17 protein-coding genes are annotated in these 15,729 nt (G+C 42.3%); 10 read left to right on the forward strand and 7 right to left on the reverse strand.

The features are described from left to right. Nucleotides 1-2 precede the first annotated feature (2 nt). From FLA_RS08590 to FLA_RS08605, 4 genes are all read left to right on the forward strand, one after another. Entirely contained in the window at nucleotides 3-803 is an 801-nt protein-coding gene (locus FLA_RS08590) for a hypothetical protein (RefSeq protein WP_144264113.1), read from the forward strand. Nucleotides 804-819: 16 nt separating this feature from the next. Beyond that, nucleotides 820-1,776, forward strand: coding sequence for a lipoyl synthase (lipA, locus tag FLA_RS08595; RefSeq protein ID WP_076381323.1), 957 nt, complete (start codon nucleotides 820-822; stop codon nucleotides 1,774-1,776). Between the two features lie 41 nt (nucleotides 1,777-1,817). Then, on the forward strand, nucleotides 1,818-2,138 hold the full coding sequence (locus FLA_RS08600; protein ID WP_076381138.1) for a YtxH domain-containing protein: 321 nt from the start codon (nucleotides 1,818-1,820) through the stop codon (nucleotides 2,136-2,138). A 108-nt stretch (nucleotides 2,139-2,246) separates the two neighbouring features. Continuing rightward, nucleotides 2,247-2,648, forward strand: a complete 402-nt coding sequence (locus tag FLA_RS08605) for a c-type cytochrome (RefSeq protein WP_076381137.1) — start codon at nucleotides 2,247-2,249, stop codon at nucleotides 2,646-2,648. A 157-nt stretch (nucleotides 2,649-2,805) separates the two neighbouring features. Here the strand turns inward: FLA_RS08605 and FLA_RS08610 are convergent, their stop codons facing one another. The 3 genes from FLA_RS08610 to accD form a co-directional block, all read right to left on the reverse strand. Beyond that, on the reverse strand, nucleotides 2,806-3,744 hold the full coding sequence (locus tag FLA_RS08610; protein WP_144264112.1) for a hypothetical protein: 939 nt from the start codon (nucleotides 3,742-3,744) through the stop codon (nucleotides 2,806-2,808). Nucleotides 3,745-3,809: 65 nt separating this feature from the next. After that, nucleotides 3,810-4,247, reverse strand: a complete 438-nt coding sequence (gene smpB / locus FLA_RS08615; RefSeq protein WP_076381135.1) for an SsrA-binding protein SmpB — start codon at nucleotides 4,245-4,247, stop codon at nucleotides 3,810-3,812. A 61-nt stretch (nucleotides 4,248-4,308) separates the two neighbouring features. Beyond that, nucleotides 4,309-5,241: an acetyl-CoA carboxylase, carboxyltransferase subunit beta gene (gene accD, locus FLA_RS08620; RefSeq protein ID WP_076381134.1), complete on the reverse strand. Its 933-nt coding sequence runs from the start codon at nucleotides 5,239-5,241 to the stop codon at nucleotides 4,309-4,311. Between the two features lie 168 nt (nucleotides 5,242-5,409). Between accD and fbaA the strand changes: the two genes are divergently transcribed. Together fbaA and FLA_RS08630 are read left to right on the forward strand one after the other, a co-directional pair. Then, nucleotides 5,410-6,477 (forward strand): class II fructose-bisphosphate aldolase, encoded by a 1,068-nt coding sequence (fbaA, locus tag FLA_RS08625; RefSeq protein WP_076381133.1) that lies wholly within the window; start codon nucleotides 5,410-5,412, stop codon nucleotides 6,475-6,477. A gap of 169 nt (nucleotides 6,478-6,646) precedes the next feature. Next, nucleotides 6,647-7,831 (forward strand): acetyl-CoA C-acyltransferase, encoded by a 1,185-nt coding sequence (locus FLA_RS08630; protein ID WP_076381132.1) that lies wholly within the window; start codon nucleotides 6,647-6,649, stop codon nucleotides 7,829-7,831. Between the two features lie 77 nt (nucleotides 7,832-7,908). Here the strand turns inward: FLA_RS08630 and FLA_RS08635 are convergent, their stop codons facing one another. From FLA_RS08635 to FLA_RS08645, 3 genes are all read right to left on the reverse strand, one after another. Further along, the gene (locus FLA_RS08635) at nucleotides 7,909-8,352 is read right to left on the reverse strand and encodes a carboxymuconolactone decarboxylase family protein (protein ID WP_076381131.1); all 444 of its coding nucleotides are present in this window, start codon (nucleotides 8,350-8,352) and stop codon (nucleotides 7,909-7,911) included. Nucleotides 8,353-8,455: 103 nt separating this feature from the next. Further along, nucleotides 8,456-9,031, reverse strand: a complete 576-nt coding sequence (locus FLA_RS08640; RefSeq protein WP_076381130.1) for a Crp/Fnr family transcriptional regulator — start codon at nucleotides 9,029-9,031, stop codon at nucleotides 8,456-8,458. A 6-nt stretch (nucleotides 9,032-9,037) separates the two neighbouring features. Beyond that, the gene (locus FLA_RS08645) at nucleotides 9,038-9,307 is read right to left on the reverse strand and encodes a helix-turn-helix domain-containing protein (RefSeq protein ID WP_076381129.1); all 270 of its coding nucleotides are present in this window, start codon (nucleotides 9,305-9,307) and stop codon (nucleotides 9,038-9,040) included. Nucleotides 9,308-9,557: 250 nt separating this feature from the next. Between FLA_RS08645 and FLA_RS08650 the strand changes: the two genes are divergently transcribed. Next, complete coding sequence (locus tag FLA_RS08650) at nucleotides 9,558-11,927, forward strand: ABC transporter permease (RefSeq protein ID WP_076381128.1); 2,370 nt, start codon at nucleotides 9,558-9,560, stop codon at nucleotides 11,925-11,927. A 76-nt stretch (nucleotides 11,928-12,003) separates the two neighbouring features. Beyond that, nucleotides 12,004-12,672, forward strand: a complete 669-nt coding sequence (locus FLA_RS08655) for a hypothetical protein (RefSeq protein ID WP_076381127.1) — start codon at nucleotides 12,004-12,006, stop codon at nucleotides 12,670-12,672. 78 nt (nucleotides 12,673-12,750) lie between these two features. Here FLA_RS08655 and ahcY read toward each other — a convergent pair whose 3' ends face one another. Beyond that, nucleotides 12,751-14,076: an adenosylhomocysteinase gene (gene ahcY / locus FLA_RS08660; RefSeq protein ID WP_076381126.1), complete on the reverse strand. Its 1,326-nt coding sequence runs from the start codon at nucleotides 14,074-14,076 to the stop codon at nucleotides 12,751-12,753. A gap of 113 nt (nucleotides 14,077-14,189) precedes the next feature. Here ahcY and FLA_RS08665 point away from each other — a divergent pair, with 113 nt between their 5' ends. Then, on the forward strand, nucleotides 14,190-14,693 hold the full coding sequence (locus FLA_RS08665) for an Lrp/AsnC family transcriptional regulator (protein ID WP_076381125.1): 504 nt from the start codon (nucleotides 14,190-14,192) through the stop codon (nucleotides 14,691-14,693). A gap of 27 nt (nucleotides 14,694-14,720) precedes the next feature. Beyond that, on the forward strand, nucleotides 14,721-15,707 hold the full coding sequence (locus FLA_RS08670) for a hypothetical protein (protein WP_076381124.1): 987 nt from the start codon (nucleotides 14,721-14,723) through the stop codon (nucleotides 15,705-15,707). The last annotated feature ends 22 nt before the right edge of the window (nucleotides 15,708-15,729 follow it).

Raw genomic sequence — 15,729 nt, forward strand, 5'->3', positions numbered from 1 at the left:
TTGTGAAGAAAACCATTCTAGTTGCCCTGATGGGGCTTATTACGGTTGTTGTTTTTGGGCAGGATAAGAAGACTAAAGATCAGAAGAAAGAGGAACGGAAACAACGTATTAACCAGTTGATAAAACAAGAAGAGGAGGGGGCCCTTATCTTCTCTAAACAAGGAGCTTTTGGTATTAAGCTAAACACTGACGGCTACGGTATTTTTTATGAACATGGTAAATACAAAACCATTACCCGCACGGATATATGGTGGATGGAGCTGGGCGAACACCAAAGCAATAAGCAGGAAAAAAGAACCAATTCGCTGGGAGGCTATTACATTGGCAACCCATATGTCTTCGGCAAACAAAATAATCTTTACCAGTTTAAATTAGGATTGGGCCAGCAACGTTTAATTGGCGGCAAAGGCAATAAAAACGGAGTGGCGGTGTCGGCTGTGTATGGCGGCGGTTTAATTGCCGGTATGTTAAAACCCTATTACCTGAGTGTGTACTACCCTAACGAAGGTGTTTCTAAAGATATCCGCTATACAGATGATCCTGTCAGTTTCCTGGATCCTACGCTAATTGATGGCGCCAGCGGACTTTTTAAAGGCTTTGGAAAAATTAAATTTGTACCTGGTATTCATGCCCGTGCAGCCTTACGTTTCGATTATGGACGGTTTAATGAGCTGTTATCCGCCATTGAAATTGGGGTAAACGCCGAGTATTATACGCAGAATATGCCAATTATGGTGGGAGATACCGATAAGAAGTTTTTCTTCAACGGTTACGTTGCCCTGGTGTTTGGTAAGAGAAAGTGATTTAATTTTGTTGATTATGCAGGAATTACCGATAGTTACGAAGACGACGGAGGAAACGATAGTTACGGCGGATGGAAGGCCTAAAAAACCAAACTGGCTGCGTGTAAAACTGCCTATTGGCGAGAGCTATAAGCATGTTCGCGGCCTTGTTGATACCCATAAACTACATACCATTTGCGAAAGCGGCAACTGTCCTAACATGGGAGAGTGCTGGGGAGCCGGCACCGCTACATTTATGATATTAGGCAATACCTGTACACGTAGCTGCGGTTTTTGTGCCGTAGCCACCGGCAAACCGGATGCGGTGGACTGGGATGAGCCACAAAGGGTAGCGGAAGCGATTCACTTAATGAAAGTGAAGCACGCCGTTTTAACCAGTGTAGATAGAGACGAATTGAAAGATGGCGGCTCTATTATCTGGTACAACACCATTAAAGCAGTAAAATCGCTGAATCCCGATACCACCCTGGAAACCCTGGTGCCTGATTTTAAAGGCCAGGTAGAGAATATCCAGCGCATTATAGATGCAGCGCCCGAAGTAGTGAGCCACAATATGGAAACTGTGGAAAGACTTACCCGCCAGGTGCGTATTCAGGCCAAATACAGACGTAGCCTGGAAGTGTTGAAAGTGTTAAAAGAAGGTGGTATGCGCACCAAAACCGGCCTTATGCTTGGCTTGGGCGAAACCAAAGACGAAATAGTACAAACTCTGGAAGATCTGGCAGCTGTAAATGTAGATGTAATCACTTTAGGTCAATATTTACAACCTACTCAAAAGCACTTACCTGTTCATCGTTTTGTGCATCCCGATGAGTTTGCCGAACTGCGTGAAATAGGCTATCAACTGGGTTTTGATTATGTTGAAAGCGGTCCGTTGGTACGTTCTTCCTATCATAGCGAACGCCATGTTTTTGAAGGTTATGGTCGTAAGAAGTGGATGGAAGAGAAGGAGGCTGGCATTGTTCTTGGGTAATGAATAGCAAACACTATTATTCATTATAAAAGACTTTTCCTATGAGCGTACAAAAAATTTTGGTTGGAGCATTATCTGGTGTTGTAGCTGGTGTTGCTATTGGTTTACTGGTAGCGCCTGCATCTGGCAAAGAAACACGCGGTAAAATTGCAGAAGGTGCAGATAACCTGAAAAGAAGAATTCGTCGTTTCAGAGGTTCGGCTGATGCAGAACTGGATGAACTGAAAGAGATATTTGAAAATGAGATAGATGGTTTAAAAGGCGATGTGCGTGAAAGAGTACTGAAATTAATTGAAGCCAGCAAAAACAGCTATCAGAATATTAAAAATGGCCAGGAAAAAGAACCTGTAGTTCTGTCTTAGTTATTTTACTACCGTATCAAAAGCCTGTTTACCGACGTAAACAGGCTTTTTGTTTATTATAACGGCTATTATTACAGCCGTTTATTATTTTCAAACAAAATTGATGATATGTTTAGTCTCCACCGTAAAAAAACGGCGGTTGTGGTGAGCTTATGTGCCCTTGCCCTGTTAAGCATGGCTGCTTACAAACCCTCAGAACAACCCCGCAAAAGGAATTTAAAAATTCTACCCCAAAACATTAGTAAAGACAGTCTTGATCGCATTATGCGCGGCTTTAATGAAGCCCTGGGTGTAAAATGTGGCTTTTGTCATGCACCCAGCAAAGAAGGTGGCAGAATGGATTTTAGCAGCGATGAAAAGCATGAAAAAGAAACTACCCGTATGATGATGACTATGACTAACGAGATTAATAAAAAGTACTTTATGGATGATGTGGCTCCGGAAGACAGTGCCCGTTTTGCCAATAAAGTTACCTGTAATACCTGCCATAGGGGCAATACGATTCCTTAGTGGGGGAAGTATAGGAGAGAGGTGCGAGTGTTTAACAGAGAATGGAAAAGTGGTTGTGGAGATAAGAAACATGGGCAAATGGCATCTAAAAAAAGAGGGCAGGATTACTCAAATCCTGCCCTCTTTTTATTCTCAATTGATAACTCTTTTAACTTTTCTACTTCTTCACCGGCGGTGCCGCTTTTTTTAGTCGTACGGCTTCGCTTTCCCGGAAGTTACTGGTAAGATTAATTTCGTAACGATGGGTTTTATCACTGATGACCATTAAGGCTGCATTCGGTGGAATTTCACCCAGATTTTCAGCGAACATAATGATTTCATTATTGGCCGGGTTATCATCTACAAACACTTTAAATGTGATGGCTTTGCGGGTTTCCAACTGTTGCTTCAACTGAACCAGTTTGCCATTGTAGAACACCGAAACAGTATCGTGGTCAAACTCGCCATTATCGTATAAGTCAACCTTAACTGAGTCTTCTGTTACTTCCAGCTCTTTCACTACCTTTTTGGTACGCATGTTCAACTGTATCAATGCATCACGTTCCAATTTCAGGGTAGGAGACTCCAGTGGTTTAATCAACGTATCTTTTTCCTGTTGTTCAATGTCGTTTTCTACCAGGGTTTTAAACGGCACTTCTTTTAATAATTTGGTCAGGCGTATGCTGATAGGTGTACAGGTGTATTTGTGGTCTTCATCGCTCTGGAATGTGCCGGTAAGCGTGCTTTCAACACGGGATACCTTTAATGTAAATTCTCCCTCCATAGTACACTCCACGCCCATAGCCGCATCTACTGTCTGGTGGAATATGATAGGAATGAATTTTATTTTCAGCAGCCTTTTATCAGCATTGTAGGTGCCTTTGATTTTGTTGCTGAAATAACCGTTACGAAAGAAATAGTTAAACTCACCTGTGATGATATTGCCTTTTTGTTCTAAAATGAACTCGCACAGGTAGTTACTGGTGTTAGAGCTGGTGCTTACATTGCCAACGCCATACCATTTACCTTTAATGCTTTGTGCCTGAACTGAAACGGGAGTAAAAAGGTGAATAAACACCAATGCCACCATGTAGAAACAAGTATACAAACATTTCATGCCTGAAAAGTGGTTTTGCGGAATTATTCAAGAATCATGCTAACAATCGTAACCCGTAACAGTAACTATTGGTAACGTTTCATTTCCCTGTCGTTATCTCTCTGTTTGATGGTATCGCGTTTGTCGTAAAGCTTTTTGCCTTTACCCAAACCTATTTCCACTTTAACCAGGTTTTTCTCGTTTAAAAATACACGAAGAGGAACAATAGTATATCCCTTTTCTTTCATTTTTAACGTAAGTTTCTTGAGTTCTCTTTTGGTAAGCAACAGTTTACGGTCGTGAACCGCAATGTGGTTATTGGTAGTGCCCAGTTTGTATTCGGCAATGTATAAACCTCGTACCCATAATTCGCCATCGTCAAATAGACAAAAGGCGTCGTTAAAGCTAACTTTTCCGTCTCTTATACTTTTTACTTCGGTGCCCAGCAGTACTATTCCTGCTACATATTTATCTTCTATGTAGTAGTGAAAATACGCCTGCCTGTTATTCATTTCTTTAGCCATGCTATATAAAAAACCATCCCGCCTTCAGGGGCGGGAAGGTGCAAAATTTATACCGGCCGGTTTAACCCTGGAATAAGGTTATTACCTGGGCCAGTTTATCTTTCAGAACTTTTCTGTCTACAATAAAGTCTAAGAAACCATGTTCCAGTAAAAACTCACTGCGCTGGAATCCAGGAGGGAGGTCTTTTTTAATGGTCTCTTTAATTACACGCGGTCCGGCAAAACCAATTAAGGCGCCTGGTTCGGCAATGTTTAAGTCGCCCAGCATACCAAAGCTGGCTGAGATACCACCAAAGGTAGGATCGGTCATCAGCGAAATAAAGGGCAAGCCTGCATCACTTAACTGCGATAATTTACCGGATGTTTTTGCCAGCTGCATTAAGCTGAAGGCGCTTTCCATCATACGGGCACCGCCACTTTTGGATATTACCAGGTAAGGGAGTTTGTGCTCGATGCAATAATCTACTGCACGGGCAAATTTCTCACCCATTACACTACCCAACGATCCGCCAATGAATTCGAAATCCATAGCCGCTACCACCAGCCCTTTGCCATGCACATTACCGGAAGCAACACGCATACTGTCTTTCAGGTCGGTTTTGGAATGAATTTCGTCCAGGCGTTTCTGGTAAGGTTTCAGATCGGTAAAACCTAAAAAGTCCTTGCTATATATATCTTCAAACAGCGTGGTAAATTCCTGCTCGTCAAAAAGGAGGTCGAAGTATTCTTCGCTGCCAATGCGGTGGTGGTAGTTACATTTGGGACATACGTACAAACTTTCTTCCAGTTCGGTAGTAGTACAGATGTAATTACACTCCGGGCATTTGCTCCATAATCCCTCGGGAGTTTCCTTCTTTTCCGATGTGGAAGTGTGGATACCCTTGCTAAATCTTCTGAACCATCTTTCCTTGGCCTCACCAGAGTCAGAATGCGGGTTCGCGTTATTGTCAGCTTCACCAGCCAGGTTCGATTCAAAATCTTCTTCTTTTTTCATCCGAAATTTTAATTTAAAAAGAGGGTCGGGGAGCAAAAATAAGCAGTTTGCGCTATTATGGTAAAACCTGTGTCATTTATTTGGTTTGAATGTTCGTGTTTAATGCGTTTATTTTGCACCGCTTAGTGTATGGTAAGCTTTTTATTCTAAAACTAAAAAATTTTTAAAATGGCCAAGTACAGTGCCGGCGTGTTGCACGGCGAAGAATTAGCAGCTTTATATGACGATGCAAAGAAGAATAAATTTGCACTACCTGCTGTAAACGTAATTGGTACCAACTCTATTAACGCCGTTCTGGAAACCGCTGCCAAGGTGCAGTCTCCCGTAATTATCCAGTTTAGCAATGGTGGCGCCCAGTTTTTTGCTGGTAAGGGTATGCCTAACGACAAATTACAGGCAAATATTGCCGGTGCCGTAAGCGGTGCTTTACACGTACACAACGTAGCTAAATACTATGGTGTACCTGTAGTTTTACATACCGACCACGCTGCTAAAAAGTGGTTACCCTGGATCGACGGCTTAATTGCTGCCGGTGAAGATTTTAAAGCTAAAAACGGTCAGCCCCTGTTCAGCTCACACATGTTAGACCTGAGCGAAGAGCCACTGCACGAAAACATTGAAATTTCAGTTGAATACTTCAAGAAAATAGCCAAACTGGGTATGAGCATTGAAGTAGAACTGGGTGTTACCGGTGGTGAAGAAGATGGTGTGGACAACTCTGGTGTTGAAAACTCTAAATTATATACACAGCCTTCAGAAGTTGCTGAAACTTATGAAGCTTTAGGTAAAATAAGCCCGCTGTTTACCATTGCGGCTTCTTTTGGTAACGTACATGGTGTTTACAGCCCGGGTAACGTAGAATTACGTCCTGACATCCTGAAAAACAGCCAGACTTACATCCAGGAGCATTTCAAAACTGGCGACAAGCCAGTGAGCTTTGTGTTCCATGGCGGTAGCGGTTCTCCTAAAAACCAGATTGCTGAAACACTGGACTACGGTGTTATCAAAATGAACATTGATACCGATATGCAGTGGGCATTCTGGGAAGGCGTTTTAGGCTTCTACAAAAAGAACGAAGGTTATTTGCAAGGCCAGCTGGGTAACCCGGAAGGTGCTGATAAGCCTAACAAGAAGTTCTACGATCCACGTGTTTGGTTAAGAAAAGGCGAAGACACTTTTGTTTCCCGTTTAGAAGAAGCATTTACCGACTTAAACTGTATCGGTAAAAACAAATAGTTTTTGTGGAATCCATCGTTTGTAGCCGCAAGGCTGCGGACCATTGGATTTACCAATAGTAAGAACAGCGTCTGTACATCCCCGTATGTCAGGCGCTGTTTCTTTTATAACATTTCGCCTTCTTTTTTGGTAACTAACAAATGTTATCTTTACTAAAATTGATTGACATATGGATAAAAGAACGGTATATATAGTTTCAGCAGTGCGTACACCTATGGGAAGCTTTGGAGGAACGCTGAAAGATTTTTCTGCCACCCGCCTGGGAGCTATTGCTATTAAAGCAGCAGTGGAAAAAGCAGGTATTCAACCCAACCAGGTGCAAGAAGTATTAATGGGCTGTGTACTACAGGCCAACCTGGGGCAAGCCCCGGCACGTCAGGCAGCCAAATTTGCGGGTTTGCCTGATTCGGTTATCTGCACCACAGTAAATAAAGTATGCGCCAGTGGTATGAAGGCCATTGCCCAAGGCGCTCAAAGCATATTGTTGGGTGATGCGGATGTTATAGTGGCCGGCGGTATGGAAAGCATGAGCAATGTGCCTTATTATTCTACCCAAACCCGCTGGGGCAACAAATACGGAGATATTTCACTCACCGATGGCTTGTCTAAAGATGGCCTTACGGATGTGTACCATCAATATGCTATGGGCAATGCGGCGGAATTATGCGCCAGTGAATGCCATTTTAGCCGGGAAGACCAGGATGCTTTTGCTATAGAAAGTTATAAGCGTAGCCAAAACGCCTGGGAAAACGGAAAATTTACCGAAGAAGTAGTACCAGTTCCTATTCCACAGCGGAAAGGCGATCCGGTACTGTTTAGTCGTGATGAAGAACCATTTAATGTGAAATTTGACAAGATACCAGAGCTAAAACCTGCTTTTCAAAAGGATGGTACAGTAACTGCCGCTAATGCCAGCACCATGAATGATGGCGCAGCAGCGGTAGTGCTCATGAGCAAAGAAAAGGCAGATGAACTGGGAATAAAACCCCTTGCCATCATCCGCAGCTATGCTGATGCTGAGCAAGCCCCTGAGTGGTTTACCACCACACCGGCACTGGCGGTGCCTAAGGCAGTAGCCAAAGCAGGGCTTCAAATGAATGATGTGGATTATTTTGAGTTAAACGAAGCCTTTTCTGTGGTAGGGCTGGCTAATATTCAAAAGATGGGCTTAAACGCTGCCAAAGTAAATACGAATGGTGGCGCTGTGGCGTTAGGGCATCCACTGGGTGCCAGCGGAGCACGCATTATTGTTACCCTTATCAACGTATTACGCCAGAATGGTGCTAAAACCGGGGCGGCTGGTATTTGTAATGGCGGCGGTGGTGCCAGTGCCATGGTAGTAGAGCTTGCATAGGCATATATGAAATAACAAAGTGTAAGTGAATGGCTTGCTTTTAGAAGAAGGCTATTTACTTACACTTTTCATTTTTATTATTTCTGTAAAGCAGGTTGCATATGTGTGCTAATGCCTATCCTGTTCCAGGCATTGATAATAATGGTTGCCATAATTACATCAGCAGTTACTGCTTCCCCCAATACTTCCACCGCTTTATCGTAAGTGGCATCAGATACATGATTGCTGATGAGGGTTACTTCTTCTGTAAGGGCTAATATGGACTGTTCCTGTTCTGTAAAAAAAGGAGTGTCGCGCCAGGCAGTAAGTGCATATAATCTTTGTTCTGTTTCGCCATACTTGCGGGCGTCTCTTGTATGCATATCAATACAATAAGCACAACCATTTATTTGAGAAGCCCTTGTTTTTATCAGTTCTTTCTGAATGGGAGTAAGGCTGGTTTTTTCCATGTAAGAGTCAAAAGCAATCATGGCTTTATAGGCTTCTGGTGCAACTTTTCCAATTAACATTCTCTGTTTCATAAATTAAGTTTTTGTGTTACTGATTTTGTAACCCAAAGTTGCAGCCAGATGGCGCTTCAAAAACTTGAACTTGTTCAAGAAAAGAGATAGGTTCGCTGCCAGGTTACTCTTTCTGCGCTCTTATTTTGCTGAGGAACTCGGGACTGAAGCCAAGGTAGGATGCCAGCATGTATTGTGGAATACGCTGCATAAAATCAGGAAACAGTTTGGCAAAATGATGATAACGTTCTTTCCCTGTGGAGCCAAAAATGTATTTTATCCTTAACTGTGAAGCCCCGTGCGCCCGCTGCAACATAAGTCTGAAATAACGTTCCAGCTGTGGCAATTGGCTAAACAATTCGTCTTCCATTTTTTTGTCTATCGCTATTATTTCGGAAGCTTCTATTGCCTGAATATAGAATTGAGAAGGCGTTTGCAGCAACAGGCTCATGTTATCTGTGAGCCACCAGTTTTCCAGTGCAAACTGGGTAATTTGCTCTGCTTCGGTTTCCTCTTGTAAAAAGTACATGCGCAGGCATCCCTTGCTAACAAAGTAGTTCGATTGGCAAACATGCCCGGCTTTTAACAACAGGTGCTTTTTAGGAATACAATCTGTACGCAGGAAGGGAAGCAGTGTATTCACTTCTTCATTGGTAAGCGTAACATAATTGCGGATATGCCGTATAAGCGTTTCGTGCATGCTTTGTTAACAGGATGGTTTAGTAAAAATAATATCTTCTCCCAGCTCGGCTTCCAGCTTTGCTATCGTTTTTAAAGTAAGATTATGATTACCCTTTAGCCACTTATTAATTTCAGATGGCTGCTTGTTAAGTTTATGAGCAAGATCGGCTTGAGTAAGCCCCTTTTTTGCCAAAATTTCATTGATACGTACTACTATATCGGTGTATAGGCGCATAAAGGTGCGTACCTCAAGTGGTGTTTCTTCCTGTATTTTGATTGCTACTTTACTTCTCATAACAAGTATTATGTGACTTGCACAAAGTTATTCACTTATAAGTGTATTTGCAAGTTGGTTTGATCTGTCTACTTCCAGACAACACAGATGTAACATTAACAAACAGAAAGTTGTATCGTAAGCGAACAGCTAGCAGGAATAAAAGTGCGTATGTTGCTGATAATCATTAAAATATAAGCTGGCATATTATGCGCTACAGAAAAGGGGATTCTAACTTACTGTAATACTGAAGAAACCTAAAACCAACGGAATGTTTAAAAACTATCTTAAAGTAGCCTGGCGTAATCTTACTAAGCATAAGGTCTTCTCTTTTATCAACATTATGGGGTTGGCGGTAGGATTAACTGCTTGCTTTCTTATTTTCCTGTATGTGAAGTTTGAGGTGAGTTATGATAGTTTTCATAGCAAGAAGGACAGGATTTTCAGGCTATCAACGGATGTTAAAACGCCTTCAGATGTAATGAATGTAGCTATATCCTCCTGGGCTATCGGGCCTGCTATAAAAGCTGAATTCCCGGAGATAGAAAGCTGTACCAGGGTAAGTGGCGATAACCTGTTGGTGAAACGTGGCGATGTAAAGTTTCAGGAAACGGAAGCCCTTGCTGTGGATTCTAATTTTTTGCAGGTATTTGATTATAAACTGGCAAAGGGGAATCCAGCCGAGGCTTTTAAAGAACCGTGGAGTGTAGTGTTCACTGAAAGCAGTGCCAAAAAGTATTTTGGTAATGAAAACCCTATAGGCCAGACTGTATTGATAACCGGCGAGCAGAAGCCAGCCAAAGTAACCGGGATATTGGCAGATATGCCTGAAAACACACAGCTAAAGGCCGATATGTTCCTTTCTATGTCTACTTATCATCAGGAGCGGGATGAAATGTGGGGCAACTATGGAGCTGTTACTTACATGTTGCTGAAACCAGGTGTAAGCGCAGCTGCTTTAAATAAGAAGTTTCCCGGGTTTGTAAAAAGGCGCATAGGAAAAATGGAAGATGAAATGCAGATGCATGCTACCTATATACTGGAGCCATTAAAGAACCTGTACTTGCATTCTAAGCGGGAAGGTATGGAAACTGGTAGCATTACCAATGTATACATATTTTCAGTGGTAGCTGTTTTTATATTACTAATAGCCTGTATCAATTTCGTAAATCTTACAACTGCACGCGCTACGGAGAGGGCAAAAGAAGTAGGTATCAGAAAAGTGGCGGGGGCGCAAAAAACACAGCTGGCAGGCCAGTTCCTGGGAGAGACTTTATTAATCTGTATTGCAGCGTTTTTATTTGCCTTGTTGTTGTCAGGATGCCTGTTACCCCTGTTTAACCAATTGGCAGGCAAAAAGGTGAGTGTAAATATATTTCATAATGGCCCGGAGGTGTTGCTGTTGCTGGTGGCTTCTTTAGGCATAGGATTGCTGGCGGGGCTGTACCCGGCGCTGGTGCTGTCTAACTTTCAACCTATAGCCGTGTTGAAAGGCAGGTTTAGTTCGGGTGCTAAAGGACTTATTTTAAGAAGAGGATTGGTAGTTACTCAGTTTACTATCTCTATTTGTTTAATGGTAGCTACCATTATTGTGTATAAGCAAATGAATTATATGAACAGCCGCGACCTGGGCTTTGTGAAAGACCAGATACTGGTATTGGAAACGCGGGGCGATGAGGGGCAGGAAGCGCTTAAAAATGCTGTAGCGAGTATTCCTGGAGTGCAGTCTGTGTCTTTATCAGCTTCTGTGCCGGGTGGAGGCAATTCCAGTGCCTATTCTGAAATACAAAATCAGCAGGGTGCCTTCCAGGTAACTAACCTGAATGCTTACTTCGTCGATTTTGATTTCATGAATCAATATGGAATGAAGATCATTGCAGGCCGTGGATTTTCCAGGGACTTTGGGGCAGACACTACGCAGGCAATGATATTAAATGAAAAAGCAGTAAAGCGCCTGGGCTTTGCCAGTGCAAAGGATGCTGTTGGTAAACATTTTAAACAATGGGGCAGGGAAGGAACTATTGTGGGAGTGGTAAAAGATTTTCACTTTCGCTCCTTGCTGCGGGAAATTGAACCTTTGAGCATACGGATAGAGCCGCAGAACTGCGAATTGCTTTCTGTGAAAGTAAGTGCAAAAAGTGCTTCAAAAGTGATTGCTGAACTGGAAAGTAAATGGAAAGTGTTAATACCTAAACGTCCATTCAACTATTTCTTCCTGGATGAATATTTTGATAAACAGTATCGTGGGCAAAAGCAGTTTGGTAAACTGTTCTTCAACTTCTCCATTCTGGCTATATTTATTTCTTGCCTGGGCCTGTTAGGGCTGGCTTCCTACAGCACTTTACAACGTACCCGCGAAATAGGCGTACGCAAAGTATTAGGAGCGTCTGTTAGCAACATTGTAAATCTGTTATCTACAGAGTTTTTAAAGCTGGTATTGGTGTCGTTTGTGGTAGCTGTTCCGTTATCCTGGTTCTTTATGCACCGCTGGTTAAAAGAGTTTGCGTACCGGTCAGATATTCCGTGGTGGGTATTTGCAGCAGCAGGTGTTATTGCCATTCTGGTAACCTTGTTTACTATCAGCTTTCAGGCTATTAAGGCGGCTGTGGCTAACCCGGTAAGGAGTTTAAGGACGGAGTAGCTCCAGGGAGCAGATTTTAGGGATATTGATATGTTTTTTATATTTTATATTTGATATTCCTTAAACCTTTATAAACATGGATGATCTACTGCTGATGGCTGTGAATGCATTACAGCCACCGTCACGACGTGGTTACCTATATGCGGGTAAAATAAAAAAAGTAGGTAATCAGTGGATAGAAACCCGCTTTGCTACCGGCTTACTGATTCCCACGCACTCTATAATAGTAATGGCCAAAACCGGATGGCGAAAGCGTGAGGGATTTTTTATAAGGCTTAGCTGGCAAAGCATACTTGCCTATTATATGCGTATGATCACAGCTGCATTTGCGTTGGTATCCCTGGGGTTTTTATTGGACGATATTAAATACGCTTCTCGAAGTGAGATGGCGACCGGCATTAGCTATTGCCTGGTATTTGGTGGTCTTTATATGTATTTTCGATTGTTTTTTGCTAAACCTAAAGAAAAGGAGATAGTGCAAAGAACCAAACTGGGGAAAGCCATTGGTTTATATGCCAAGCCTGAGTGGTTGGATGATATGGATGCTATTGAACTGCTGAAAGCATTGCGTGACAACTATACTCTTTCTTATGGCAGCGACTGGGCGAAAGACCTGGATTCGGAAAGTATCGAACCTGCAAAAATACCCTTCCTGTATGGCCTGGCAGTAATTGACAACCGGATTTGCGCTACCGAAATTGGTAAACAACGTCTGGATAGAATAGATGCCTTGTTTGTGATATAATAACAAGCCCCAGGCAAATAAAAAAAGGCTGGTGTTACTAAGTGTAGCACCAACCTTTTGTATATAAGATAAACAGAACTAGTATCTGTAGTGGTCTGCCTTAAACGGACCATATTGCGGAACACCTAAGTATTCTGCTTGGGTAGTAGTTAATTCATCTAACACTACACCAATTTTTGCCAGGTGTAAACGGGCAACTTTTTCATCCAGGTGTTTAGGTAACACATATACTTTATTCTCGTAGTTTTTGCTGTTAGTCCACAGTTCTAACTGAGCTAAAGTCTGGTTAGTGAAAGAGTTACTCATTACAAATGATGGGTGACCGGTAGCACAGCCCAGGTTAACCAGACGGCCTTCTGCCAGGATGATTACATCTTTACCATCGATAGTATAGATATCCACCTGTGGCTTAACGGTATCTTTGGTTTTACCGTAGTTTTCGTTTAACCATGCCATGTCAATTTCGATATCGAAGTGGCCGATGTTACAAACGATGGCTTTATCTTTCATCAGTTTGAAGTGTACACCAGTGATGATGTCGCGACAACCAGTAGTAGTTACTACAATGTCAGCTTCTTTCACAGCATCTACCATTTTCTTCACTTCAAAACCGTCCATAGCAGCCTGTAATGCGCAGATAGGATCGATTTCTGTAACAATTACACGGCAACCAGCACCTTGTAAAGAAGCAGCAGAACCTTTACCCACATCACCGTAACCAGCAACAACAGCTACTTTACCAGCCATCATTACATCGGTAGCGCGACGGATAGAATCTACCAGAGACTCTTTACAACCGTATTTGTTATCGAATTTGCTCTTAGTTACAGAGTCGTTTACGTTGATGGCAGGGATTGGTAAAGTACCTTTTGCCATTCTTTCGTATAAACGGTGCACACCGGTAGTGGTTTCTTCACTTAAACCTTTGATGTTCTGGATTAATTCAGGGTATTTGTCGAATACGATGTTGGTTAAGTCACCACCATCATCCAGGATCATGTTCAAAGGACGGTCGGTATTACCGAAGAACAGGGTTTGTTCAATACACCAATCCGCTTCTTCCTGTGTTTGACCTTTCCAGGCAAAAACACCGATACCTGCAGCAGCAATAGCAGCAGCAGCGTGATCTTGTGTAGAGAATATATTACAAGAGCTCCAACGTACCTCAGCACCCAGGGCAACCAGGGTTTCGATTAATACGGCAGTCTGGATAGTCATGTGTAAACAGCCAGCAATACGTGCACCTTTCAGAGGTTGAGAAGCGCCATATTCAGCACGCAGGGACATAAGACCCGGCATTTCCGCTTCAGCCAGTCTAATCTCTTTACGGCCCCATTCAGCCAGGCTGAAATCTGCCACCTTGTACGGAAGGCTCAGATCAATCTTTTGTACGCTTGTAGACATAATTATGTATTTATTCCGCAAATGTACAATTGCAGGATAAAATAAGGAGCAAAAGCATAAAAACAGGAAAAAAATACAGAATTAGGCTAATTTGCAGAATAAAAATTAAGCGAATGGCGGCAAAAGATTCTGAAAAAGAAGAAATAGCTGTGCAGTTGCCTGCATTGGATACCAAAGACCTGGCAATACTAAAGCTTTTACAGCAAAATGCGCGTATTACCGTGCGCGAAATTTCTGAACAGGTACACCTAAGCACTACTCCGGTACACGAGCGCATTCGTCGTATGGAAGAAACGGGGGTGATTAAGCAATATGCCACGCTGGTAGATCATGCAAAGGTGAAAAAAGGGCTGATGGTAATTTGTTATGTATCGCTCAAGCAGCATAACCGCAGTGCCGGTAGTAAGTTTATTAAGGCCATACAGGAAATGCAGGAGGTAATTGAATGCTATAATATCTCCGGCGAATTTGATTTTATGTTGAAAGTAGTGGCTGAAAATATGGATGCCTATTATAATTTTCATGTAAACAAGCTAAGCCAGGTAGAGAATATGGGGCATTTGCAAAGTGTGTTTGTAATGGGTATTATTAAGCAAACGCATCAGTTGGTGTATTAGTTTTTACAAGAACACAAGGCAGCAAACATGCGTAAATCGGAAATTATCCAGCAGGCCAAACGCTATTTTGGTAAGAATACTGCTCATAAAAAGAAGACAGTACTGGGGTATACGTTTAATGGAAAAAAAGGACGGGAATGGGGTGCTGCTTTTAAAAGTGCAACAACTCAGCCATTTTATGTAAAGTTTAATCTTTTTGATGATATATCGGAGCTGATAGAAAGCGGAGAAGCAAAACAGATCGACTGGCATTGGACGGGAGATTTAAGCTGGACAATGGAAGTTGTGCTGAATGAAGGTATTACCAACGGGTATGACTGGGATAAGAAGCTTTCTGCTAAATGCAATGGCAAGTCAAGAATGCTGAAAATATTCATTTCAGATGTAATCCCCTGTTATACCTATAACTGTTATTATATAGGCTTTAACAAAAAGGAAAAACTATATGAAGAAGGTCCTCTTACAACATTAACAGGGAGAGAGCAAAAAATAGTGCAGAACATAGCAGACATGCTGAATAGTAAAGGGCTGGTATATGTGGATGAACGTTTTTGCGAAAAGAGATATGAAGAGCTGTATTCAGATTGCAACAAAAAGGGAAATGCCAGCTTTTTTGAAGCGGTGTTTACAGATGTGCATCCATTAGTCAAAGAAGTAAAGCGGTTTAGCGATTACCCTAATGTTGATAAAAAGGGTACAACGCTTAGTTGGATCGAGACGTATCATAAGAATGGAAAACTGAAACAGCGAACGGAACACAGGCATACAACTGATAATATCAGTTGTACCGATGAGACACGTTTTAATGAAAGAGGTGTATTGCAGGAAAGAGTGGAGATAAAAAGGCTGCCTAATGGTGACAGCTATGAAATATATTTTAACAGCAAAGGACAGATCGCCAAAGTGGAAGTGATCCGGGGGCAACTGGGAAGAAAAAAGCGCGGCCAGTTTACTTTTGATGTTGACGAAGCCTATCAAAAATGGGAAAATGGATGGAAAGAGCAGGAAGGGTAATTCACTGTTCTTTCCATCCAGC

It is taken from the genome of Filimonas lacunae (genome assembly GCF_002355595.1).
GTDB lineage: Bacteria > Bacteroidota > Bacteroidia > Chitinophagales > Chitinophagaceae > Filimonas > Filimonas lacunae.

What these genes read in the sequence shown, in the direction of transcription:
- lipA (WP_076381323.1), top strand. Translation starts at nt 820, where the DNA reads ATGCAGGAATTACCGATAGTTACGAAGACGACGGAGGAAACGATAGTT.
- FLA_RS08600 (WP_076381138.1), top strand. Translation starts at nt 1,818, where the DNA reads ATGAGCGTACAAAAAATTTTGGTTGGAGCATTATCTGGTGTTGTAGCT.
- FLA_RS08605 (WP_076381137.1), top strand. Translation starts at nt 2,247, where the DNA reads ATGTTTAGTCTCCACCGTAAAAAAACGGCGGTTGTGGTGAGCTTATGT.
- FLA_RS08610 (WP_144264112.1), bottom strand. Translation starts at nt 3,744, where the DNA reads ATGAAATGTTTGTATACTTGTTTCTACATGGTGGCATTGGTGTTTATT.
- smpB (WP_076381135.1), bottom strand. Translation starts at nt 4,247, where the DNA reads ATGGCTAAAGAAATGAATAACAGGCAGGCGTATTTTCACTACTACATA.
- accD (WP_076381134.1), bottom strand. Translation starts at nt 5,241, where the DNA reads ATGAAAAAAGAAGAAGATTTTGAATCGAACCTGGCTGGTGAAGCTGAC.
- fbaA (WP_076381133.1), top strand. Translation starts at nt 5,410, where the DNA reads ATGGCCAAGTACAGTGCCGGCGTGTTGCACGGCGAAGAATTAGCAGCT.
- FLA_RS08630 (WP_076381132.1), top strand. Translation starts at nt 6,647, where the DNA reads ATGGATAAAAGAACGGTATATATAGTTTCAGCAGTGCGTACACCTATG.
- FLA_RS08635 (WP_076381131.1), bottom strand. Translation starts at nt 8,352, where the DNA reads ATGAAACAGAGAATGTTAATTGGAAAAGTTGCACCAGAAGCCTATAAA.
- FLA_RS08640 (WP_076381130.1), bottom strand. Translation starts at nt 9,031, where the DNA reads ATGCACGAAACGCTTATACGGCATATCCGCAATTATGTTACGCTTACC.
- FLA_RS08645 (WP_076381129.1), bottom strand. Translation starts at nt 9,307, where the DNA reads ATGAGAAGTAAAGTAGCAATCAAAATACAGGAAGAAACACCACTTGAG.
- FLA_RS08650 (WP_076381128.1), top strand. Translation starts at nt 9,558, where the DNA reads ATGTTTAAAAACTATCTTAAAGTAGCCTGGCGTAATCTTACTAAGCAT.
- FLA_RS08655 (WP_076381127.1), top strand. Translation starts at nt 12,004, where the DNA reads ATGGATGATCTACTGCTGATGGCTGTGAATGCATTACAGCCACCGTCA.
- ahcY (WP_076381126.1), bottom strand. Translation starts at nt 14,076, where the DNA reads ATGTCTACAAGCGTACAAAAGATTGATCTGAGCCTTCCGTACAAGGTG.
- FLA_RS08665 (WP_076381125.1), top strand. Translation starts at nt 14,190, where the DNA reads ATGGCGGCAAAAGATTCTGAAAAAGAAGAAATAGCTGTGCAGTTGCCT.
- FLA_RS08670 (WP_076381124.1), top strand. Translation starts at nt 14,721, where the DNA reads ATGCGTAAATCGGAAATTATCCAGCAGGCCAAACGCTATTTTGGTAAG.